Below are 21,855 nucleotides of genomic sequence, written 5' to 3'. Positions count from 1 at the left end.
ATCGTCACGGTAAAGTAACGCCAGTTTTACTGTGTCCTGACTCACATCACGGAATGTGCGCATTTTCCAGGCCTCTGACCTGCACATCAACACGAAGAGTCAAGGGCTGGTCAACGCCGGACAGGCCTGTGTCACTACTCTCCCCCTCCCGGAAGGGAGGCCGAGGTCACCGAACGACCGATCCGACGGCTGAGTACACGCTCGTGAGCGTCTGAGTACCTGTACGGATGTGCCGGGCAGTGCCGCTGAGGAGCATGGACCCATGAACGCCCAAGGACTCCCACAGCCCCCGCCGGGAGCGCCGCGCCACTGTCCGGAATGCGCCGCTTCCCTGGCCACCGCGGCGCACGCGTGCCAGAACTGCGGTCTCAGCCTGGTCGGACCGACGGCGCAGCGCCTGTGGTGGATCGACACCGAAATCGAAATGCTGCGCGGGCGCGAGCGCGCGCTGGTCCAGGAACGCCCCGTGGTCCTGAACCGGCTGCGCCAGGAGAGCCGCGAGCGCGCCCGGCAGGAGATCCGCGAACGGCTGGAGGCACAGGAGCTCTGGGCGGCCGCGCAGCAGGAGGCCTCACGGCGGGCCCCCGATCCCCTGGACCCGATCGAGGTCCCGGCAGCGCCACCCGCGCCAGCCACACCGGGTGTTCCGGGTGTTCCGGCCAGGCCCCCGGTATCGGCGGCCCCCGCCACCGCCGCCGCGGGCCATGCCCCCGCGCCTGCCGCTCCGGGCCGTTCCGGTGAGGTCAGCCGACGCTCGGCTCAGAACATCATCCTCGGCCTGGGCGGTCTACTGGTCGGCATCGCCGCCCTGGTTTTCGCCATCTGGACGTGGAGCGACATGGGCACCGGCACCCGTGCCGCCGTGCTCGGTCTGACCACCCTGGCCTTCGCCGGACTGGCCCACCCGCTGTACCGGCGCGGTCTGCACGCCACCGCCGAGACCTTCGGTGCGGTGGCCGCCGGTCTGCTCTGCGTGGACGCGCTCGCGCTGTGGCTGCTGAGCGACCAGATCACCAACGGTCCCGGCTACACCGCCGCGGCGCTCGCTGTGATGAGCACACTGCTGGCGCTCTATCCGGCCCTGGTCCCGCTGAGTTCGCCGCGTGTCCTGGCCGCCCTGTTCCTCCAGCCGGTACCGGTGCTGCTGGTGATCGCGCTGCCCAGCGACGGCAACCCCGGCTGGCTGCTGGCCGTGATCGCCGCCACCGCGCTCGCCGACGTGCTGGTCCTGCGCCGCCTCGGCCCGCCCCGCCCTGGCGTCCCCGTCCGCACGCTGCGGGTCGCGGCGCTCATTCTGTGGGGCCTGGCGCTGTTCGTCACCGTCGTGACCGTGCTCGCCGCCGGTTCCTACTCCGGAGAGGACCCGCTGGGCTGGTGGTCACTGGCGACCACCCTGTTCCTGACCGGGATCACCGCGCTGCTGGTGGAGCGCCGGCGCGCGCCCGCACCGGCTGGCCAGGCCGCCCGGGACCAGCACGCGAGCGGTACGCCCGCCCCGGGGAACCTGTCCGTGTTCACGGTGCTGGGTCTGCTCAGCCTGGCCCTGATGCCGCTGGTCGCCGGTCCCGCGCACCTGCCGGTCCTGCCCCGCCTCACAGCCGCGCCGTGGAGCCTGGAACCGGCCGCGATGGCCACCCCCGCCGTCGAGCTCCTCCAGCTGGACCGGGTGAGCACGCTGCCGCCGCTGAGCTTCGTGTACCTGGCCGGAATCCTGGTCGCCACCGCGCTCGCCCTGGGCGCGGTCTGGCTCCTGCACCGCTCCGCCCTGCTCCTCACCCTGTCGCTGACCGCCCCGGCCGCGCTGCTGGCCGTCCCACTGCTGCTCGGCCTTCCCCAGGCCGTGGCGGCCGTGTGGGCGCTGGTCGTCGGCGGCTGCCTGGTCCTGGGCTCGGCGCTGCTGGGCAGGTGGACCGGTGCGGTTCCGGTGATCACCGGAACCCTCACCCTGCTCACCGGCCTGGTCTGGGCGCTGCCCGAGCGGTACACGACCTTGGCCGCCGTGCTGATGCTGGCCGTCACCGCGCTGGTCTGCGCGGCCGGGGCCCGCCGGTTCACCAACCCGGTCCGCCGCCCCGAACCGGGCGACCGGACCGCCACCCTCTACATGGCGGGCACCCTGCTGTGGGGCCTGGCCCTGCTGGTCGGCGGCGCCTACCTGGTCGGGAACCGGGGCGCGGACGGTACCGCGCAGGTCCAGTGGTGGCTGCTGACCGCCGCCGTGCTGCTGTGCGGGGCCACCGCGCTGATGCTCAGCCGGGTGCCGACCCCGTCCTCGCTGCGGCTGACCGCCGACGGCCACCAGTCGGGCACCGACCTGCGCCCGCTGTTCACCCTGATCGGTCTGGGCCTGCTGCCGGTGGCCCCGCTGCTGGCCCTGCCGGAGCGCTCACCGGCCCTGACGCTGTTCGCCGATCGGACCTCGTGGTCCGAGCCGGTCCAGGCGATGTGGGAACCCGTGCACGCCGTGCTCGGGCTGCCCGCACAGCCCAGCGTGCTCTTCGCGGTGGGTTCGGCCCTCGGCGTCCTGCTGGTGGGCGCCCTGGTGGTGGCCCTGGTCGCCGTGATCGAACGCCGCTGGCTGCCGAACGGGTTGGCCCTGGTCGTACCGCCGACGCTGGTGCCGCTGCCGGTTCTGTTGGGCGCGCCGTTCGCCGTGGCGGTCGTGTGGACGGTGCTGGTCGGCGCCGCACTGCTGCTGTGGGTGCCGCGGCTGCGCGCCTCGGTCGGCTGGCTGCCGGGGGTGACCGGGCTGGCCACGATGCTGCTGGCCCTGTCCTGGTCGCTGCCCGAACAGCACACCACGCTGATCGCGCTGCTGCTGGTCGCCACCGTGGCCCTGCTGTCCGCGCTGACCCACCAGGACCTGCGCGCCGCCACCGCGGTTCCCGGAACCGGAGGTACCTGGCCAGCCGACGCCGGGGGGTCCGTGGCCGCGCTCGTGTCCGGGCTGACGATGGTGACCTGGGGCGCCACTCTCCTCTTCGGGCTGGCCGCTCTGATCGCCTCCGCCGCCGTCGGCGCACCCGGGCAGGTGCCCTGGTGGCTGCTGGGCGCCGTCACCCTGCTGCTCGGCGCGACCGCGCTGGTCCTGGACCGCACCGAGCGCCGGGCAGGCTCGACCCCGGACGGCGGTGCCCCGTCCGCGTTCGGGATCGGAGCGCTTCTCCTGCTGGCCGCCGTCCCGCCCCTGGTGGGACCGCGCGGCCTGCCCACGATCCCCGCGCTCGGCCCCGACGACTCCCCCTTCGATGCCCCGACCGCGGCGATGCTGGCGCCGGCACGGGAGTTGGTGGGCCTGCCGGTCCCGGCCGATACCCTGACGGCTCTGCTCACCGCCCTGGGCATGATGGTCGCCGGGTCACTGGCGCTGAGCACCGTACTGCTGCTGGGGCGGGGGCTGCTGACCCCGGCGATCACCCTGGTCGGAGCGCTCACCCTGGTGCCACTGCCGGTTCTGTTGGGCGCGCCGTTCGCCGTGGCGGTCGTGTGGACGGTGCTGGTCGGCGCCGCACTGCTGCTGTGGGTGCCGCGGCTGCGCGCCTCGGACGGCTGGCTGCCCGGGACGATCGGGCTGGCCACGATGCTGCTGGCCCTGTCCTGGTCGCTGCCCGAACAGCACACCACGCTGATCGCGCTGCTGCTGGTCGCCACCGTGGCCCTGCTGTCCGCGCTGACCCACCGCGGTCTCGCCCGTCCCTCCCGTACCTCCCCCGGGCCGGGCGGTTCCCCGGAGCGGCTCGTGTACGGTCTCACCGCCCTCACCTGGGGTGCCGGTCTGCTCTTCGGGTTCGCCGCCCTGGTGATGTCCGCGGCTGACGGCTCCGCCGCCCAGCTGCCCTACTGGCTGCTGGGCGCCCTCGCCCTGCTGCTCGGTGCGACCGCGATGGTCCTGGGCCGTACGGACCGCGAGCGGGCCGCCGAACCGGACCGGTCGGGCGTACCGGCCTCGTTCAGCGTGGTGGGTCTGCTGCTGGCGGCGATCGTTCCGCTGCTGGTCGGGCCGCGCGGCGTGACCGCGCTGGCGCCGTTCTCGTGGATCCACGGTGTGTACGAGGCTCCGCTCTCGGCCCTGCTGGACCCTGTGCACGTCTTCCTCGGGCTGCCCGCCCCGAACGACACCCTGAGCATGTTCACCGTCCCCCTGGGACTGCTGGTCGCCGCGCTGCTGGTCCTGGGCACGGTGCTGCTGCTGGACCGGACCCTGTTGGTGCCGACGGCGGCGCTGGTCCTCCCGCTCACCCTGATCCCGCTGCCGGTGGCGGTGGGCGCGACCTTCCTGGCAGCCCTGGTGTGGACGCTCGCGGTCGGCTCCCTGCTGTTCACCGGCTCCGCGCTGCTCCGGGAGGGACAGGGCTCCTGGATGCCCTGGATGACCGGTCTGGCCACGCTCGCGCTGGCGCTGAGCTGGTCCGTCTCGGAGCGCTACAGCACGGTGGCGGTCCTGCTCGCGGTGGCGGCGGCCGCCTCGGTGGTCACCGCCCTGGCCCGGACCCGGTTCGTGGCGATCGCCTCCACCTCGGTGGCGGTGACGGCCACCGGCGGGTTCGCGCTCACCCTGCCGCTGGCCCTGAACGTGCCGGTCGAGTACGCGGCCTTCGGACCCATCGCCGTGGTGGCCGCCGTGGCCGTGGTCGCCCCGCGGCTGCGCAGCCCGCTGGTGGAGGCGGCCGAGGTCCCCGCCTCGGTGTGGGCCGCCCTCGCCCTGGGCCTCACCGTCCTGAACGGCACCCGCCTGGAGCTGGTGGCGGTCGCGCTGGCCGTGGTCGGCGTGGTGAGCCTGGCCAGCGCGGTGCGGCCGGGCCGCCGAGGGTTCGCGGTGGTCGGCGCGGCGCTGATGTTCCTGGCGCTGTGGACCGCGCTCGCCTCATGGAACGTCACCGTCCCGGAGGCGTACACGGTCCCGCCCGCACTCGCTTTCCTGGTGATCGGCTGGGAGTGGTCGCGCAAGGCCGACGAAACCCCGCCGAGCTGGCTCGCCTACGGCGGCGGCCTGGCGCTGCTGCTCGGCCCGACGGTGTGGCTGGTGCTCATCGAGGACGACCTGGTCTGGCGGGTCCCGACCGTGCTCGCGGTGGGCCTGGCGGTCACGGTGTGGGGTCTGTTCCAGCGTCTCCAGGCGGCCCTGGTCATCGGCGGCCTCGCCCTGCTCGTGACCTCGCTGCGCGCCTTCGGTCCGCCGCTGTGGGAGCTGACCCAGCTGATGCCCAACTGGCTGCCGTTCGCCGTGATCGGGGTGCTGCTGCTGATCGTGGGCGCCCGATACGAGGCCAGCCTGACCCGCCTGCGCCAGGTCGGCCGGATGCTCTCAGAGATGCGCTAGCCGTGCCCGGAGCAGCGTGCGCCCGCCTCACGGTTCGTGGGGCGGGCGCACCTGTGCGGGTTCGGGGATTGAGGGTTCGGGGGCTAGGGGCTAGGTCTCCAGCATCTCGGTGACCAGGGCGGCGATGGGCGAGCGCTCCGAGCGGGTCAGGGTCACGTGCGAGAACAGCGGGTGGCCCTTGAGCTTCTCGATCACCGCGACGACCCCGTCGTGGCGGCCCACCCGCAGGTTGTCGCGCTGGGCGATGTCGTGGGTGAGCACCACCCGCGAGTTCTCGCCCAGCCGGGACAGCACCGTGAGCAGCACGTTGCGCTCCAGCGACTGGGCCTCGTCCACGATCACGAAGGCGTCGTGCAGCGAACGGCCGCGGATGTGCGTGAGCGGCAGGACCTCCAGCATCCCCCGGTCCACGATCTCCTCGATGACGTCCTCGCTGGTCACCGCGGACAGGGTGTCGTGCACCGCCTGACCCCAGGGCGTCATCTTGTCGTTCTCGGTGCCCGGCAGGTAGCCCAGTTCCTGGCCGCCCACCGCGTAAAGCGGACGGAAGACCATCACCTTGCGGTGCTGGCCGCGCTCCAGGACGGCCTCCAGCCCGGCGCACAGCGCCAGCGCCGACTTGCCGGTACCCGCACGACCGCCCAGGGACACGATGCCGACGTCGGGGTCGGTGAGCAGGTCGAGCGCGATCCGCTGCTCGGCGCTGCGCCCCTTCAGACCGAACACGTCCCGGTCCCCGCGCACCACCTTCACCGACTTGTCGGCCTGCACCCGCCCCAGCGCCTTGCCCTGCTCGGAGACGAGCACCAGACCGGTGTGGCAGGGCAGGTCCCTGGCCTCCTCGATCTGGCTCTCCCCTGCGGAGAACAGTTCGCTGATGTTGTGGGCGGGCACGTCCAGCTCCGCCATCCCGGTCCACCCGTGCTCGATGGCGAGCTCGGCCCGGTACTCGTCGGCCGGCAGACCGATCGAGGAGGCCTTGATCCGCATCGGCAGATCCTTGCTCACCAGGACCACGGAATCCTCCGCCGCGCACTCCACCTGGAGGTTGCGGGCGACCGTCAGGATCCGGGTGTCGTTGTCACCGAGCCGGAACCCCGCCGGCAGGATCGCCGGATCGCTGTGGTTGAGCTCGACCCGGAGCGTGCCGCCGTGGTCGTTCACCGGAACGGCGACGTCCAGACGGCCGTGGGCGACCCGCAGGTCGTCCAGTCGGCGCAACGCGTTGCGTGCGAAGTACCCGAGCTCCGGGTGGTGACGCTTGCTCTCCAGCTCGGTGATCACCACCACGGGGATGACGACCTCGTGCTCGGCGAACCGGGCCATGGCCATCGGGTCGGCGAGCAGGACGCTGGTGTCGAGCACGTAGACGCGCGTGCCCTCTCCTACCTCCGTTCGGGGGTCGGTGGGGGGCTGGGTGTCACGGCGATCGGTCGAGGAACTAGCCACTCGTTCTCCCCTTGGGCACCACGAGGGCGCCCTGCTGTCACGGGATCATGGAGGACCGGGACCAGGCCCACGAGGGCCGGGTCCGGCCCTCCTCTTCGATATCCCGCAAGAGCGGAGAAGATCAACGAGACGGGGCCTCCCGAACGGATGGACGAACGCCATCCGCTGTCTACGACGCTACGCGCCCGAGAGCCCGTTTTCCAGAGCCCGAACCCACCACCTGGTGAACTCCGCGTTACGAACTCGCCGTCGACAGACACGGCGCGCCCGGCGGAACGGGGGTGGGAAAGGGAGTGGGAGCGGGGGTCAGGAGCCGAAGCGCCGGTTGCGCGCGCCGTAGGCACGGAGTGCACGCAGGAAGTCCACTCTGCGGAAGGCAGGCCAGAAGACCTCGCAGAAGTAGAACTCCGAGTGCACGCTCTGCCACAGCATGAAACCCGAGAGACGCTGCTCGCCAGAGGTGCGGATGAGCAGGTCGGGATCGGGTTGTCCGCGCGTGTAGAGATGCCGAGCGATGTCCTCGATGTCCAGGCGCTCTGCCAGCTCCTGGATTCCGGTGCCCTTGGCCGCCTCCTCGTGCAGGAGGGACCGAACCGCGTCAGCGATCTCACGTCTACCCCCATACCCGACGGCGACGTTGACAACCAGACCCGGGTTGCCGGATGTGGCCTCTTCCGCCTCTTTAAGGGCACGGGCGGTGGAATCAGGCAGGACGTCGAGCGCGCCGACGGGCCGGGTGTTCCAGCCCTCCTCGCGCAGCCGGGCGATGGTCTCCTCGATGATGCGCACCAGCGGGCCGAGTTCGGCCTCGTCACGGGTGAGGTTGTCCGTGGACAGCATCCACAGGGTGACGACCTGCACACCGATCTCGTTGCACCAGCCGAGCACCTCGAAGATCTTGTTCGCCCCGGCCTGGTGGCCTTGCTCGGCGCCCGGGAGACCGCTGCTCTTGGCCCAGCGCCGGTTGCCGTCCATGGCCACACCGACGTGCCTGGGAATCTCCTGGCTGGTCAGGCCACGTTCGAGACGTCGCTCGTACAGCCAGTACAGGGGGTCACGGAGCCCCATTGGCGAAACCTCTCAGAGCTGGATCAAAAGACGGCGCACTCCGGTAACGGATGTGCCGACGGGGATACCTCCAGAGTAGTTCGCCCGGAGACGTCACGTCACGGCAAGGGATTTGCGCACGTGCTTACGTCCCTGGTGAATACGGGACTTCACTGTTCCCAGGGCCAGGTTCAGCTCGGCGGCGATCTCGTTGTAGTCCATCTGGCACAGGTCCCGGAGGACGAGCGGGGCCACCAGGTTGGGGCGGTCCTTCTCCAGCTGTTCGATCGCCTCCAGCAGGTCGATCCGCGAACCCGCGATGACGCTGGTGGTGCGCGGGTCCCGCTGGTGCGGCATCCGCTCGGCCTCGGTGGGGAACTCGGCGGAACGGCGCTTCATGGAGCGGTAGGTCTGCCGCGCGGAGTTGGACACCACGGTGTAGAGCCACGTGGTGAAGAGGGAGTCGCCCTTGAAGCTGTCGATCTTGCGCGCCACCCGCAGGAGAGCGTCCTGGCAGGCTTCCTCGGCGTCCTGCCGGTAGGGCAGGAACCGGGCGCAGCGGCGCAGCACCTCGGGCTGGATCCGGCGGAGCAGGTCGTCCAGGGCCACGGCGTCACCGTGTTTGGCCCGACGGGCGAGGTCCTCCAGCTCCTCGTCCACGTTGCTGGCCACCCGACGCCGGGGGGCGGGGGTCGCCTCGTTCTCCGAGTTGTCACTGCTGCTCATGGCTGATCTCTTCCTGGCTTGCGACAGACGTCCGGCGGTTCGCACGAACGCGTACGCGCACCCTTGTGCGAGGGTCACACGTCAATTGGACGTCTATGGGCCCCGCTCGGCTCCGGCCTCTCGAATCCTCACATTCTCCGCCCCACCATTCACATGGCGCACAGAACCCGAAGGGGCTCCTCCAGTTTCCCTGCCCCGAAGGCATCGAGACTACCCGGGGAGGGGATCATATCCACGGAAGTCAACGTGAAGGCGCAGATGGTGTATTAGTGGGCAACGAACGCGTATTCACCCCCAACAGACCGAGGCGGAAATGAGCCAACCGGAGGCCTTCGGACGTTACCGTGTCATCCGGCGCCTGGGTTCCGGTTCCTTCGCCACCGTCTGGTTGGCTCAGGACGATCTGCTGAACTACCCGGTGGCCATCAAGGTACTAGCCGAGAACTGGGCGCACCAGATGGACATCCAGCACCGGTTCCTGGAGGAGGCGCGCATCCTGCGCCAGACCGACTCCACGTGGCTGGTCGCGGTCCACGACGTCGACGTGCTGCCCGACGGCCGCCCCTACATGGTGATGACCTACGCCGACCAGGGCAGCGTCGCCGACCTCATCCACCGAGGTCAGCTGCCCTTGGACGAGGCGCTGCGGCTGCTCACGGAGATCGGCCAGGGCATCACCGTGCTGCACGGCCACGGCACGATCCACCGGGACATCAAACCGTCCAACGTACTGCTCCAGTCCTCCCCTGTAGGCCAGCGCGTGCTGGTCGCCGACCTCGGTTTCGCGAAGGCGATCGACGAGGCCTCCGGCTTCACCGCGGCCGCCGGAACCCCCGGGTACATGTCCCCCGAGCAGAGCATCCCCGGCGGTGACCTGGACGTTCGCTCCGATGTGTACTCGCTCGGCGCGGTCGCCTACGAGCTCATCACCGGACGGCCGCCCTCCCGGCCGCCGGTAAAAGTCGCCCCTGGCCGGATTCGGCCAGGTTTGCCCCCGGCACTTGACGAACTGATCCTGTCCGCGCTGTCCGTGGACCGGGAGAGCCGCCCGGCCGACGCCAAGACCTTCACCGACCGGGTCAGGGCGATCCGTATGGCGCCCCACCTCCCCGAGGCCGTCCCCTGGTGGCAGCGCTACCGGATGCCCTGGCAGCGGGCGGGCGTCCTCACCGCGGCCTGCGTGCTCATGGCCACCGGGGTGAGCGCCTCCCTCGGCGCACCCGGCATGTCCCTGACCAGCGTCCGCAACTCCACCCAGGAGATACGGGTGGACGTGCCCTCGGTGTGGGCCCGCGAGTTCCACACCGACCACGAGGCCCGCGAGTCCGTCGCCGAGGCCGGAGCCGCCCCCGGGCTGCTCGCGGCCACCGACACCGACGAATGGCACTCCACCGACGTCCCGGCCTACGGGGTGTACGCCACGGTGGTGCCGGGCGCCCCCGGCCTGAGCGGCGTCGCCGACACCCAGCCCTGCGAGGGGCAGCCGGAAGAGCGCGCCATCAGCAACGACGGTTGGGAGGGCACGGCCTGGGAGTGGCGCGAGTGCCACGACAACGGGGCCTTCACCTCCGTGGCCGTACACCCGCCGGACACCCCCAAGACCGTCTACCTGGAGATCCGCCAGCCGGACTACCGCCCGGACGTGGTCGACGAGATCATCGACCGCGTAGAGCTGCTGTAGTTCCCGGTCTCAGTCCGCGGTCAGCTGGGCTCTGAGGTCCTCGGGGGTGGTGACGGGAAGCTTGCAGACGAAGCCCTCGCAGACGTAGGCCGTGGGCTTCCCCTCCAGCGGGGTGCGGTGTTCCAGCAGAGGTACTCCCCCGCTTTCGGCGCCGTCGCCGCGGGACAGGACGGTGCCCAGAGGTGCCCAGCGCAGGACCGTACGGACCAGCTCCTCGGTCTCCGGGACGCCCGGCTCGCCCACCACGGCGACGGCACGCGGGCCGGTGAGCAGCGCCTCGCCGGTGGCCAGGCCCCAGCCGGCGAAGCGGGGCGCCTTCTCTGCCAGCAGCGGAACCACGGACAGGGCGCCCTCGGCGGCGTTGCGGTGGCGTTCGCTGCCGGTCAGCGCCGCGTAGGACAGCAGCGCGGAGGCGGCGGCGAAGCGGCCCGAGGGGGTGGCGTTGTCCGTGGGGTCCTGGGGGCGGCTGAAGAGCTTCTCGGCGTCGTCGGCGGTGTCGTAGAACCCGCCCTCGCCATCGCCGAAGTGTTCCAGGACGGTGTCCAACAGCCCGCCAGCCTCACGTACGTAGCGGGCCTCACCGGTGACCCCGTGCAGGGCGATCAGCCCCTCGGCGAGGTTGGCGTAGTCCTCCAGCACACCTGCGCTGGGGCCGGGGCGGCCGTCTCTGGAGGTGCGCACCAGGCGCCCGTACCGCAGGTGGGTGCCCAGGACCAGGTCCGCGGTCTCCCGCGCCGCCCGGATCCACGCGGGCCGCTCCAGCAGCGCGCCCGCCTCGGCCAGAGCGGCGATCGCCAGGCCGTTCCAGGAGGCCACCACCTTGTCGTCGCGGGCTGGCGGGACCCGGTCCTCGCGTGCGGCGAGCAGGGCGGCGCGCACCCGGTCGTAGCGTTCGGGGTCGTCGGGGTCCTCGCGGAGCTGGAGCACGGAGGAGCCGCGTTCGAAGGTGCCTTGCTCACCCACCCCGAACAGGTGCGCGGCCCAGGCGCCGTCCTCCTCGCCCAGGACCTCGGTCAGCTGGGCGGGGGTCCACACGTAGTAGGTGCCCTCCTCGCCCTCGCTGTCGGCGTCCAGCGCCGAGGCGAACCCGCCCTCGGGTGTGCGCAGGTCGCGCAGTATCCAGTCCGCGGTCTCCTGGGCCACCCGCAGCAGCAGGGCCCGCTCGCCGGCCTCGGCCGGGTCCGTCCCCACCGGCCGCCGGGCCAGGCGGGTGTAGGCGCGCAGCAGCAGGGCGTTGTCGTAGAGCATCTTCTCGAAGTGCGGGACCACCCAGCCGCTGTCCACCGAGTAGCGGGCGAAGCCGCCGCCGATCTGGTCGTACATGCCGCCCCGGGCCATGGCCACGGCGGTGCCGCCCGCCATCAGGGCGGCGGGGGTGGCCTCGTCCGCGCTCTGGAACGGGAAGGTCCGCTCGTGCTGCGCGATGAGGAAGGACAGCAGCATCGACGGCGGGAACTTGGGCTCGTCGCCGTAGCCGCCGTTGACGGCGTCGTAGTCGCGGATCAGCGCCTGCACGGCCAGGTCCAGGTCGGCGGCGGTGGGCGGCGGGGAGGTGGCCAGCCTACGCGGGGCGCCGAGCGCCTCCACCACGCGTTTTCCCTGGTCGAGGAGGTCGGCGCGCTTGTCCCGCCAGGCGGCGGCCACCCCTTCGCACAGGCGCTGGAAGTGGTCGCGCGGGAAGTAGGTCCCGCAGTAGAACGGGGCGCCGTCGGGGGTGGCGAACACGGTCATCGGCCAGCCGCCCTGGCCGGTCATGGCCTGGGTGGCCTCCATGTACACGGCGTCGACGTCGGGGCGCTCCTCCCGATCGACCTTGATGTTGACGAACAGGGCGTTCATCCGGCTCGCGGTCGCCAGGTCCTCGAAGGACTCGTGGGCCATCACGTGGCACCAGTGGCAGGCCGCGTAGCCCACGGAGATCAGGACGGGGACGTCTCGGCGGCGGGCCTCGGCGAAGGCCTCCTCACCCCAGGGCCACCACTCCACGGGGTTGTCGGCGTGCTGCAACAGGTAAGGGCTGGTCGCGTCGCTCAGGCGATTGGGCATGGTTCCACTGTGCCACTTCGCGAACGGTCCCGTTCAGTTGTCCACAGACCGGAATCGGGACGTCGGCCAGAGTGCCGGGGCGGCTTCGCGGGCGACGTCGGCTTCCGGTTACTTGCGGCCGCGGGAGCGGGTGCGTGTGACGTCCACCGGGTCGAAGCACTCCCAGGCATCGGCGATGGCCAGCGTGGGTTCGAGCCCGGCGGCGATGTGCGCGCGGTAGAGCTCGGCGGCGCCCTCGCTGTCGCGGGCCCGGAGCAGCTCGTACAGCCGGACGTGCTCCTCGCGCTGCTCGCGGGTGTCGCGGTGCTTGGTGAGGTGGAAGAGCCACTGCACGCGGGAGTTGAGCGGGGCCATCATCTGCTGGAGCAGGGGGTTGCCACAGGCCGCGAGTACGGCGCGGTGGAAGCCCGCGTTGGCGGCGGCGGTCGCGGCGTCGTCACAGGCGGCGAGCGCGCGGGCGGCGTCATCGAGGAGTTCACGCATCAGGCGCAGGTCGGCGTCGGTGCGCCGGGTGGCGGCCAGGCGGGCGGCCAGTGTCTCCAGCTCCTCGCGGACCTCGAACAGGCGCACGACGTCCTCGCGCGACCAGCTGGCCACCATGGCGCCCTGCCGCGGGACGAGGACGATGAGGCCCTCGGCCTCCAGCAGCCGCAGCGCCTCGCGCAGGGGCACCCGGGAGACACCGAGCTCGGCGGCCGCGTCCCGCTCGGTGATGCGGTGCCCGGGGGGCAGCTCCAGGTCCATGATGCGTGACTTGAGCTGCTCGTAGGCCCGTTCGGTCAGGGACGGGGCGGTCGGGGCAGGGGAGGACTCGGGCGCCATGTCCCCATGGTAGGCCCAGAAACGGGCCCGATGAGGGGTACTGCCCGGGCCGGAAAAGCGGACCGGGGCGGACCGAATCCGGGCCCGTGGAACCGCCCCCGCGGGTGCTGGGCGGGGGCGGGCCCGGGTCAGGCCTTGGTGGAGGTGTCCTCGGCGGAGGACCCGCCGGCGGCGGCCTCCGACCCGGAAGCCTTCTCCTGGCCGCTCTCCTCCGTCGCCTCGGTGCTCCCGGTGCTCCCGGTGCTCTCGGTGGCCTCCTGCTCGGCGGACTCCTGCTCGTCGGACTCCTGCTCGTCGGCACGCGCCGAGACACCGCGCAGCTTGCCCAACATGTTGCGCATCAGGAAGTACAGGCACACGCCGATCGCGAAGATGGCGAGGAAGCCCATGACACCGGGCGTGACGGTGTCCTTGTCCAACGAGAAGCCGTCGGCCAGCACCGTTGCGGACGTGAGAAGGGTGTTCATACCGCTCATACTCTCATTGCCTCGCGGACACCCGCGAAGAGGTCCTTCTCCGGGACCTCGGTGTCCACGAGCGAACGGACCAGGTGGTAGTCCTCGGTCGGCCAGGCCTCGCCCACGACGTCGTTGGGGACGGCGAACCAGAAGCCGTTCGGGTCGATCTGGGTGGCGTGGGCCTTGAGCGCCGCGTTCGCGGTGTCGAAGTACTCACTGCAGTGCACGCGGGTGGTGATCTCCCAGCGCGGCCGGTCGCGCTCCTTGATGCGCTCCATCCACTCCGCGAAGGGGTTGTCCAGGCCGCGCTCCTCCAGGATCTCGGCCAGCGCCTCGAAGCGCTCGGGCGGGAACGAGACGAAGTAGTACAGCTTGAGGGGCTGCCAGGGGTCACCGGTGCCCGGGTAGGCGTCGGGTTCGGCGGCGGCGTCGAAGGCGTGCACCGACACCTTGTGGGTCATGATGTGGTCGGGGTGGGGGTACCCGCCGTTCTCGTCATAGGTGAGGATCACGTGCGGACGGAACCGGCGGATCGCCGCCACCAGCGGTTCGGCCGCCTCCTCGACGGGAAGGGTCGCGAAGCAGCCCTCCGGCAGCGGGGGCAGCGGGTCGCCCTCAGGCAGACCGGAGTCGACGAAACCGGCGAACTCCTGCTCGACCCCGAGGATCTCGCGGGCGCGGTTCATCTCCTCACGGCGGACCTCCGCGATGTTCTCGCGGATCTCCGGACGTTCCATCGCGGGGTTGAGGATGTCGCCGCGTTCGCCACCGGTCATGGTGACGACCAGCACTTCCGCACCCTCCTCCACGTAGCGCGCCATGGTGGCGGCACCCTTGCTGGACTCGTCATCGGGATGGGCATGAACGGCCATAAGCCGCAGGCGCTCGGACAACGGAGGCTTCTCCTTGGCTCGGTCGACGGCCACTGAACGCGGCTGTCCGACGCCACCCCGGGTCACGGCGTGGACGACTCACGTGCGGGCCGCGTAGGGGGGCTGTCAGGTCGGGGATATCTTAGACAACACCGTCCCCTTGCTCGGAGATTCCCAATGTCAGCGACCCCGGAAGATGATGCCGTGAACAGTGCCGACACCGCGCCAGCGCTACGCAAGCGCCACGGCAACGGGCCCGTCTTCTTCGTCGTCGCCACGATCTTCGCGGTGGCCGTCAGCGTCGGCTGGGGCTTCTCGGTGATGAGTTACACCGGCCTCAGCGGCGGCGTGTACCACCAGGTGATCACGGTCTCCGCACCCTCAGAGAGCGAAGCGCGCATCTCCTTCGAGGTGAACAGCAAGAACGGGGCCGAGTGCCTCCTGCGCGCCCTGGACAACCAGATGGTCGAAGTGGGCGAGGTCCGGGTCGAAGTGGAGGGCGGGAACCGAATGGTCAACCAGACCGTTGAAACGGTTCGTCAGGCTTCCACGGTAGAAGTGGCCTCATGCAGGGAACAAGGTTCGCAAGACTGATCCACCGAACCTTCCCCTGTCGGACACAGGTACCAAGGCGGAACCCCCGGGAACGCAGCCACCGATGCGTGATCGCGCACAGTGATATTCTCGTAAGTTCAGCTCTGGCCGCCTGGTGGCCATTGCTACTAGTACACAAGGAGTTCCCGTGACCCAGACCCGCGATGACAACGTCACCTGGCTCACCCAGGAGGCGTATGACCGGCTCAAGGGAGAGCTGGACCACCTGTCGGGGACCGGGCGCATCGAGATCGCGGAGAAGATCGAGTCCGCCCGGGAAGAGGGCGACCTCAAGGAGAACGGCGGCTACCACGCCGCCAAGGAGGAACAGGGCAAGATGGAGGCCCGTATCCTCCAGCTCACCGAGATCCTGCGCACGGCGCGGGTCGGCGAAGCGCCCCGCACCGAGGGCGTGGTCGGCCCCGGCATGACCGTCACCGTCAAGTTCGACGGCGACGAGGAGGAGGTCACCTTCCTGCTCGCCTCCCGTGAGGAGAGCGGCTCCCCGATCGACGTGTACTCCCCCAAGTCCCCGCTCGGTGCCGCCATCAACGGCAAGCGCGTGGGTGAGACCGTCAGCTACAACCTGCCCAATGGCAAGAGCCTCGGCGTCGAGATCATCGAGGCGGTTCCGTACAGCGGTTTCTGACGCACCGGCGTTCGGGCGAACCAGGTGTGAAGTTACGACAGGGGCGGCTCCGGCCGCCCCTCGTCGTTGTACCCGAAAGGTTGTGGAGCGCCCCGCGCCCCGGGGGGCCGGCTCCGCTGGGTAATCTGCTCTCGAACCAGCTCCCGCACTTGGTGACCCTCTCGACTCTAGGAACTGGCGGCCGTATGTCCTCGCCCTACTGGAACCCCCAGCACCCCGACCAGGGCGGCCAGCCACCGCAAGCCGGTGGTTGGTCCTATGGCGGGCCGCACCCGGGTGGTCCCGTTCCGCCGCACGGCCCGGTCGGGCCGATGGCCCAGGGCCCGGAACCGCGTCTGGCCGGGTTCGGCCGTCGGCTCACGGCGCGCCTGATCGACTACGTACTGGCGTTCATCACGGCGACGGCGTTCTTCGTCATCATGATCATCGTGGTCACGGTGCTGACCGGAAACTCGGAGTTCACCGACGCCGAGGGCGACCTCTGGGCCTTCCTGCTCTTCTTCGGCTGGGGCCTGCTGCTGTTCTTCTACGACTGGCTCTACCTGGTCACCTGGGGCCGCACCATCGGCAAGATGATGCTCGGCATCAAGGTGGTCAACGCCGAGGACGGCGGCAGGCTCGGCCAGGGCCAGGTGATCGGCCGGTCCGCCGTCTTCTGTCTGCCGCAGTCCGTGCCCGGCCTGGGCCACCTGTTCTCGGCCGTGGAGTCCATGACCATGCTCGGTGACGACCGGGAACGAACCCTGCACGACCGGGTGGCCGGAACCGTCGTGATCCGCACCCGCGCCTGAACCCGGTGCTCGGGCCGGCTACTCGACGACACATTCCGGGGCCTCGGAACCGCCGGTGGTGAAGGCCGCCGGGACGTAGTGGCCGTCACCGACGCGGTACCAGACGTCGGTGGTCCCGGAGGGGCCGCTGGCCTGGTCACCCGTGGTCTTGCAGGCCACGTCCACGTTGGCCTTGTGCGCGGCCAGCCCCACGGTGTCGTACTCGGTCCCCGGCCCCTCCCGCACGATCACCGGGTCGCTCTGGCTGGCGGTGACGATCTCGGCCCGGGCCCGGTACTCGGCGGTCCACAGGTAGTCCACCTGCACCCACCCGTTGGTGGGCAGTTGGAGGCCCTGGTTGAAGGCGCCGTCGGCGAGGTCGATGCCCGCGGGGTTCTGCACCCGGCGCCCGAAGCCGTCCAGGCCGCTGTTGTGGCTCTCGGTGTAGGCCGCCTGGGCCTGGGGGCGGCCGCGGTCCAGGTCGCGCCAGGACTCGCGGTCCTCGTTCCAGTGGTCGTCGGTGATGTTCCAGGGGCCCACGTCCCACACCGGCAGGTACGCGCAGCGCGGGACGTGGTTCTCGGTGTCACCGGCGGCAGCGGGTCCCAGGGCGCCGGTACTGCACACCCGGACGGTGTACTCGCCGCCGCCGCGGTTGGACAGCCCCCGGCGGGAGGGCAGGGCGACGAAGTGGTCGTCGGGGCGGACCTTGTGGCCGTTGGCGGTGGTGTTGCCGACCAGCCCGATACGGGTGGCGAAGAGGCGGGCGGAGAAGGGCTGCGGGACGTCGTCCCCGGCGACCTCCCCGGAAGCCTCCTCGGAAGCCTCCTCTCGCTCCTCCTCAGGATCCGGCACTCCCCCGGGGCCCTCGACCGGGCGGACCCGGACTTCGGTGACCGCGGTCGGCTCCTCCGCGCTCCCGTCCGCACCCCCGTTCCCCGAGCCGGCCTCGACCCTGAGCCGGACCTCGACCCTGAGCTGGACCTCGGTGACCGTCTCGGGCAGGGTCACCCGGCCGCCGCCCGGAGAGGTCGGGTACCACTCGGTCCACATGCCGTCGGCGCGCACCCCGCGGGCCTCGGCGAGGACGTCCTCCTCGTCCCCGGTGACGCGCACGTCGACGTCGATGGTGTCGGTGGATCCCTCCAGGGCTTGTTCGGGGAAGGTCGCCAGGCCCGTGCGGCGCTCGGCTGTGTCCAGGCGCGGGGAGGCGCCGAGACCGATCGGCTCCGCGCCGTCCAGGCGCAGCTCCCCGGACTCCAGGGACAGTCCGATCCGGTCGGCGGAGGCCAGGTCCTGCTCCAGCCAGGCGGACTCGGCCAGGGCCGCGGTGGGGGTCGCCAGCGGGGCCAGCAGGGCGAACGCCCCGAGAGCCGCGAGGGACGTGGTCGTGCGCCGGTTGTCGGACATCGTTCCTTCTCTCACCAATCACGCAAAGTGATAAATTCCTTCACTCTTAGTAATCACCCTGATGTGGGCACACTCAAGGAGCTTGTGCCGGGTGTTGGTGATCCGACGGTAAAAGTCCGACTTGGGCGAGTAGTGACGAAGGTGATCCGGACGAAGGTGGATCAGGGGGCGAAGGCCAGCAGGCAGGCGGTGAACCCGTGCACGTGGTTGACCCCGGCGACCGGGCCGATCTCCCCCGCCGCGAAGAAACCCGCCACCGGGCCGACGCCGAGGATCCGGCGGACCGCGAGGACGTCGTGGTCGGCCTGGGCGAACAGCGTCTCGCCACGGCCGTTGCAGGAGAACAGCAGCCCCGCGCCCACCGCGTGTTCGGCGCCGAACTCCGACAGTCTGCGGGCCAGGTCCTCGTCGGCGGTACCGGCGTCGCGGACCTGGAAGCGGACCGTCTGGCCCACCTCCACCATCTCGCCGATGGTGAGCGCGCCCAGCTCCGGGTCCGCGCCGCTGAGCGTCCGGATCAGGAAGTCGCCCTGCTCGTGGTGGTCGGCGTACTCGTCCATCGCGATACCGATGTGCAGCCCGCGCGCGGCCAGCTCGCGGTCCTCGTCGGAGAGCTCCTCCACCAGGGTCTCCAGCCGCTCGTAGGCGTTGATCCCGGCCAGCTCCAGCACGAGGTTGCCCTCGGCCTTGGTGACGGTCATGCTCGGCCCGACCGGACGGCAGCCCTGGCTCACCACCGTGCCCAGCACCCCGTCACCACCGATCAGCACCCCGATGGCTCCGTTCTCGGCCACCTCGCCCTCGCAGAACAGCCGCACCGAATCCTCACCGCGCATACCGTCGGCCATGCCCCCGACCAGCGGCAGCCCGCCCAGGGCCGCGGTGGTCTCGCGGACGAACGCCTGGGTGGGGAACTCGTAGGGGTTGGTGAACAGGATCCCGGCCCGGTCGCGCGGGGTGGGCTCGCGCATACCCACCACGGCCAGCTGGTCGCCCTCGATCACGGTGTCCAGGCGGAAGGGGGTCAGCTCGACCCCGGGTAGGCGGGCGCTCCAGACGCTGACCGCGCCCTGACCCTCCACCCCCCGGCCGCCGCCGACCACCCCGGTGGCGCTGCACCCCAGGGTGAGCGCATCACCGGACAGCTCCATGACCCGTTTCCCGGCGAGGGTGACCTCCTCCGGGTCCGCCCCGCTGACGAAGAAGCAGACCAGGTCGGCCGGGCCGTCCATCTGCTCCAGGGCTTGCAGGACCGCGCGTTCGGCCGCGTTCACGAGGTCGGCCCCCGTCGTCAGAGCATCGCCGAACCTAACCACCAGCCGCCACCCCCGTCTTCACCGACCGCCGTGGCCGGGCCTGGGAACCTTGCCGTCCCATTCTTCCATCCGGACTCTCTTCCGTCCGGACTCCAAACAGGGGCTTTCCTCCAGCTGGCCCCTCAAACGCCCCGGGGCCTACACTCCCTCACGTGACCCATGCCGCACACGCCCCCGGCGGACTCCCGCGCACACGCGCCGCGCTGCGCGACTCCGGCCACGTCCACCGCTCCACGGCCGCCGAGGTGCGGGAGAACCTACTGGCCCGGATGGCCTCCGGGCAGCCCCGCTTCCCCGGGGTGCACGGGTTCGACGACACCGTCCTGCCCCAGCTGGAGCGCGCCCTGCTGGCCGGGCACGACGTGGTCCTGCTGGGCGAGCGCGGACAGGGCAAGACCCGGCTGATCCGCACGGTCGCCGGGCTGCTCGACGATTGGTCTCCAGCGGTCGCGGGCTGCCCGGTCAACGACCACCCCTACTCCCCGGTCTGCCCCTCGTGTGTGCGCCGATCGGCGGAAGAGGGCGACGAGCTTCCGGTGGCCTGGCGGCACCGCGACGAGCGCTACGGCGAGAAACTCGCCACCCCTGACACCGGTACGGCCGAACTGATCGGTGACGTGGACCCGGCGAGACTGGCCGAGGGGCGCTCCCTCGGCGACCCGGAGACGGTCCACTTCGGCCTGCTGCCGCGCGCCAACCGGGGCGTGTTCTGCGTGAACGAGCTCCCCGACCTGCCCGCACGCGCCCAGGTGGCCCTGTTCAACGTGCTGGAGGAGCGCGACCTCCAGGTGCGCGGGTACACCCTGCGACTACCCCTGGACCTGCTGCTGGTGGCCAGCGCCAACCCCGAGGACTACACGAGCCGGGGCCGCATCGTCACCCCGCTCAAGGACCGGTTCGGCGCCCAGGTACGCACCCACTACCCGCCTGACCTGGAGCACGAGCTCGCCCTGATCCGGCAGGAAGCGGACCTGCCAGAGGGCACGACCGTCCCCTCGCACCTGGTGGAGACGGTCGCCCGTTTCACCCGGCTGGTGCGCGCCTCCAACCGGGTGGACCAGCGTTCGGGGGTGTCCGTGCGCTTCTCCGTGGCCGCCGCCGAGACCGTGGCCGCCTCGGCGCTGCGCCGGGCGGCGATCGTCGGCGAGGACGTCCCGGTGGCGCGGGTCTGCGACCTGGCCGGGGTGGCCGAACCGCTCCTGGGCAAGGTCGAGTTCGAGACCGGCACGGAGGGGCGCGAGGCGTCGATCCTGGAGACCCTGCTGCGCCGGGCGGTGGCCGAGACCTTCCGGGCCCGGCTGGGCGAGGCCGACCTGGAACCGCTCAGCGACCGCTTCTCGGGCGGGGGCACGGTGGAGACCGGAGACCTGGTGAGCTCCGCCGAACTGCTGCGCCGGGTGGGCGCGGTGCCCGGGTTGGCGGGGTTGATCAAGCGTGCGGCGCCCGAGGAGGCGGACGGTCCGCCCTCTCCTGGACTGGCCGCGGCGGTGGTGGAGTTCGCGCTGGAAGGGCTGTACCTGGAACGGCGGCTGTCCAAGGACACCGCGCCCGACGGGGGTGTCTACCGCTTCTGATGAGGTTCCGGTACCGGGCGTACACGGGTGGCCCCGACCCGCTGGCCGACCCCGATCCGCCTCCCGAGGAGGCGGTGCGGGCCGCTGTGGAACTGCTGGAGTTGATCGCCGGGGAGACGGAGGAACCGGTTGGTGCTCTGGCTGCGACTGAGGCGGCCCTGCGGCGCTACGCGGACGGAGAGCGCGGTGCTCTGGACGAGGTGGACGCCAGGGCGCTCCAGGCGGCTCTGGGCAGCGCCGGGTACGGCCCGCTGGACCGGTTGGACTCGGCCGACCACGGGCTGAGCCCACGCGAACTGCGCAGACTGGGCGAGGTGGCGCTGACCGAGATCGAGGCCGCGCGCCGGGCGGCGCCCGGCGGGCACCGGGGCGGTGACGGGGCGGGCGACGAACCCACCGGCGCCGCGGTGCCGCACGACGGGTTCGACCGCCCCCTGGACGCGGTGGCGACGCTGCGCGAGGCGATGCTGCGGCGAGCCGCTGGTCTCGCACCCGGAGAGGCCCTGCGCGCGGAGGACGTGCGCTACACCGGGACCGAACCGGCCGGGGCCGCCGCGGTGTGCCTGCTGGTGGACCTGTCCCACTCGATGGTCACCCGCGGGCTGCACGAGGCGGCCACCCGCACCGCGCTGGCCCTGCACACCCTGGTGCGCACCCGGCACCCCGAGGACCGGCTCCTGATCATCGGCTTCGGCGACCGCGCCCGCGAGATGACCCCGGCGGAGTTGGCCGAACACGACTGGCGGCGGACCCCCGGCACCAACCTCCAGCACGCGCTGCACCTGGCCCGGCGGTACCTGCGCCGCCACCGAGGGCTGCGGCCGGTGGTCCTGGCGGTCACCGACGGCGAACCCACCGCGCACCTGGGCGAGGACGGCGACGCCCGGTTCTCCTGGCCGCCCGCCCCGCGCACGGTGGAGGTCACCGCGGCCGAACTCGACGCCGCTCTGGGCGAGGGCGCCGAGGTCACGTTCTTCCTGCTCGCCGACGACCCGCGGCTGCGGGAGTTCCAGGGGCTCCTCGAACGCCGCCGGGGCGTGCGCGTGGTGCACGCGGACGCCGAGGCACTGGGCCCGCTGGTCGTCGACAGGTATGTGAAACAGCGCTGACGGAAACGGCGC

The 21,855-nt window shown here is 71.3% G+C and carries 16 protein-coding genes; 7 read left to right on the top strand and 9 right to left on the bottom strand.

Annotated features, from left to right (window positions below):
* The first annotated feature begins 262 nt into the window (after positions 1-262).
* Complete coding sequence (locus NE857_RS06470) at positions 263-5,320, top strand: SCO7613 C-terminal domain-containing membrane protein (RefSeq protein ID WP_254420187.1); 5,058 nt, start codon at positions 263-265, stop codon at positions 5,318-5,320.
* A 90-nt stretch (positions 5,321-5,410) separates the two neighbouring features.
* On the opposite strand, the gene phoH2 is transcribed toward NE857_RS06470, so the two are convergent.
* The 3 genes from phoH2 to NE857_RS06455 form a co-directional block, all read right to left on the bottom strand.
* A complete protein-coding gene (gene phoH2 / locus NE857_RS06465) occupies positions 5,411-6,769 on the bottom strand; it encodes an RNA 5'-3' helicase PhoH2 (RefSeq protein ID WP_254420186.1) in 1,359 nt (452 codons plus the stop codon).
* Positions 6,770-7,075: 306 nt separating this feature from the next.
* Positions 7,076-7,837: an isoprenyl transferase gene (locus NE857_RS06460; RefSeq protein WP_017580582.1), complete on the bottom strand. Its 762-nt coding sequence runs from the start codon at positions 7,835-7,837 to the stop codon at positions 7,076-7,078.
* A gap of 93 nt (positions 7,838-7,930) precedes the next feature.
* Positions 7,931-8,542, bottom strand: a complete 612-nt coding sequence (locus tag NE857_RS06455) for an RNA polymerase sigma factor (RefSeq protein ID WP_017580581.1) — start codon at positions 8,540-8,542, stop codon at positions 7,931-7,933.
* Between the two features lie 313 nt (positions 8,543-8,855).
* On the opposite strand from NE857_RS06455, the gene NE857_RS06450 reads away from it, so the two are divergent.
* On the top strand, positions 8,856-10,223 hold the full coding sequence (locus NE857_RS06450) for a serine/threonine-protein kinase (protein ID WP_254420185.1): 1,368 nt from the start codon (positions 8,856-8,858) through the stop codon (positions 10,221-10,223).
* Between the two features lie 9 nt (positions 10,224-10,232).
* Here NE857_RS06450 and NE857_RS06445 read toward each other — a convergent pair whose 3' ends face one another.
* The 4 genes from NE857_RS06445 to mca all read right to left on the bottom strand — a co-directional run bounded on the left by NE857_RS06445 (position 10,233) and on the right by mca (position 14,442).
* On the bottom strand, positions 10,233-12,269 hold the full coding sequence (locus NE857_RS06445; RefSeq protein WP_254420184.1) for a thioredoxin domain-containing protein: 2,037 nt from the start codon (positions 12,267-12,269) through the stop codon (positions 10,233-10,235).
* Positions 12,270-12,377: 108 nt separating this feature from the next.
* Positions 12,378-13,091 (bottom strand): GntR family transcriptional regulator, encoded by a 714-nt coding sequence (locus tag NE857_RS06440; RefSeq protein WP_254420183.1) that lies wholly within the window; start codon positions 13,089-13,091, stop codon positions 12,378-12,380.
* A gap of 128 nt (positions 13,092-13,219) precedes the next feature.
* On the bottom strand, positions 13,220-13,558 hold the full coding sequence (locus NE857_RS06435; protein ID WP_254420182.1) for a hypothetical protein: 339 nt from the start codon (positions 13,556-13,558) through the stop codon (positions 13,220-13,222).
* 5 nt (positions 13,559-13,563) lie between these two features.
* Positions 13,564-14,442: a mycothiol conjugate amidase Mca gene (mca, locus tag NE857_RS06430; protein WP_254420181.1), complete on the bottom strand. Its 879-nt coding sequence runs from the start codon at positions 14,440-14,442 to the stop codon at positions 13,564-13,566.
* 156 nt (positions 14,443-14,598) lie between these two features.
* On the opposite strand from mca, the gene NE857_RS06425 reads away from it, so the two are divergent.
* The 3 genes from NE857_RS06425 (at position 14,599) to NE857_RS06415 (ending at position 16,455) form a co-directional block, all read left to right on the top strand.
* Positions 14,599-15,015 carry a DUF4307 domain-containing protein gene (locus NE857_RS06425; protein ID WP_026116513.1) on the top strand — a complete coding sequence of 139 codons (417 nt, stop codon included), beginning with the start codon at positions 14,599-14,601 and terminating at the stop codon, positions 15,013-15,015.
* Between the two features lie 148 nt (positions 15,016-15,163).
* Complete coding sequence (gene greA, locus NE857_RS06420; protein WP_017580574.1) at positions 15,164-15,664, top strand: transcription elongation factor GreA; 501 nt, start codon at positions 15,164-15,166, stop codon at positions 15,662-15,664.
* Between the two features lie 185 nt (positions 15,665-15,849).
* The gene (locus tag NE857_RS06415) at positions 15,850-16,455 is read left to right on the top strand and encodes an RDD family protein (RefSeq protein ID WP_254420180.1); all 606 of its coding nucleotides are present in this window, start codon (positions 15,850-15,852) and stop codon (positions 16,453-16,455) included.
* An 18-nt stretch (positions 16,456-16,473) separates the two neighbouring features.
* On the opposite strand, the gene NE857_RS06410 is transcribed toward NE857_RS06415, so the two are convergent.
* Both NE857_RS06410 and NE857_RS06405 read right to left on the bottom strand, forming a co-directional pair.
* Positions 16,474-17,844 (bottom strand): DUF8814 domain-containing protein, encoded by a 1,371-nt coding sequence (locus tag NE857_RS06410; protein WP_254420179.1) that lies wholly within the window; start codon positions 17,842-17,844, stop codon positions 16,474-16,476.
* 161 nt (positions 17,845-18,005) lie between these two features.
* On the bottom strand, positions 18,006-19,160 hold the full coding sequence (locus NE857_RS06405) for an FIST signal transduction protein (protein WP_254420178.1): 1,155 nt from the start codon (positions 19,158-19,160) through the stop codon (positions 18,006-18,008).
* A gap of 152 nt (positions 19,161-19,312) precedes the next feature.
* Here NE857_RS06405 and NE857_RS06400 point away from each other — a divergent pair, with 152 nt between their 5' ends.
* Together NE857_RS06400 and NE857_RS06395 are read left to right on the top strand one after the other, a co-directional pair.
* Positions 19,313-20,734, top strand: coding sequence for a sigma 54-interacting transcriptional regulator (locus NE857_RS06400; protein ID WP_254420177.1), 1,422 nt, complete (start codon positions 19,313-19,315; stop codon positions 20,732-20,734).
* Complete coding sequence (locus tag NE857_RS06395) at positions 20,734-21,843, top strand: VWA domain-containing protein (RefSeq protein ID WP_254420176.1); 1,110 nt, start codon at positions 20,734-20,736, stop codon at positions 21,841-21,843. The genes NE857_RS06400 and NE857_RS06395 overlap by 1 nt, the downstream gene beginning before the upstream one ends.
* Positions 21,844-21,855 lie beyond the last annotated feature (12 nt).

Origin of the sequence: Nocardiopsis exhalans, assembly GCF_024134545.1 — a bacterium.
Classification (GTDB): domain Bacteria; phylum Actinomycetota; class Actinomycetes; order Streptosporangiales; family Streptosporangiaceae; genus Nocardiopsis; species Nocardiopsis exhalans.
The sequence above is the reverse complement of the archived record's forward strand: the minus strand, read 5'-3'. Positions and strand labels throughout refer to the sequence as shown.

Coding starts and splice junctions, on each gene's coding strand:
- NE857_RS06440 (WP_254420183.1), bottom strand. CDS start 13,091: ATGGCGCCCGAGTCCTCCCCTGCCCCGACCGCCCCGTCCCTGACCGAA.
- NE857_RS06410 (WP_254420179.1), bottom strand. CDS start 17,844: ATGTCCGACAACCGGCGCACGACCACGTCCCTCGCGGCTCTCGGGGCG.
- NE857_RS06395 (WP_254420176.1), top strand. CDS start 20,734: ATGAGGTTCCGGTACCGGGCGTACACGGGTGGCCCCGACCCGCTGGCC.
- NE857_RS06445 (WP_254420184.1), bottom strand. CDS start 12,269: ATGCCCAATCGCCTGAGCGACGCGACCAGCCCTTACCTGTTGCAGCAC.
- NE857_RS06450 (WP_254420185.1), top strand. CDS start 8,856: ATGAGCCAACCGGAGGCCTTCGGACGTTACCGTGTCATCCGGCGCCTG.
- NE857_RS06415 (WP_254420180.1), top strand. CDS start 15,850: ATGTCCTCGCCCTACTGGAACCCCCAGCACCCCGACCAGGGCGGCCAG.
- NE857_RS06425 (WP_026116513.1), top strand. CDS start 14,599: ATGTCAGCGACCCCGGAAGATGATGCCGTGAACAGTGCCGACACCGCG.
- NE857_RS06470 (WP_254420187.1), top strand. CDS start 263: ATGAACGCCCAAGGACTCCCACAGCCCCCGCCGGGAGCGCCGCGCCAC.
- NE857_RS06460 (WP_017580582.1), bottom strand. CDS start 7,837: ATGGGGCTCCGTGACCCCCTGTACTGGCTGTACGAGCGACGTCTCGAA.
- NE857_RS06435 (WP_254420182.1), bottom strand. CDS start 13,558: ATGAACACCCTTCTCACGTCCGCAACGGTGCTGGCCGACGGCTTCTCG.
- NE857_RS06455 (WP_017580581.1), bottom strand. CDS start 8,542: ATGAGCAGCAGTGACAACTCGGAGAACGAGGCGACCCCCGCCCCCCGG.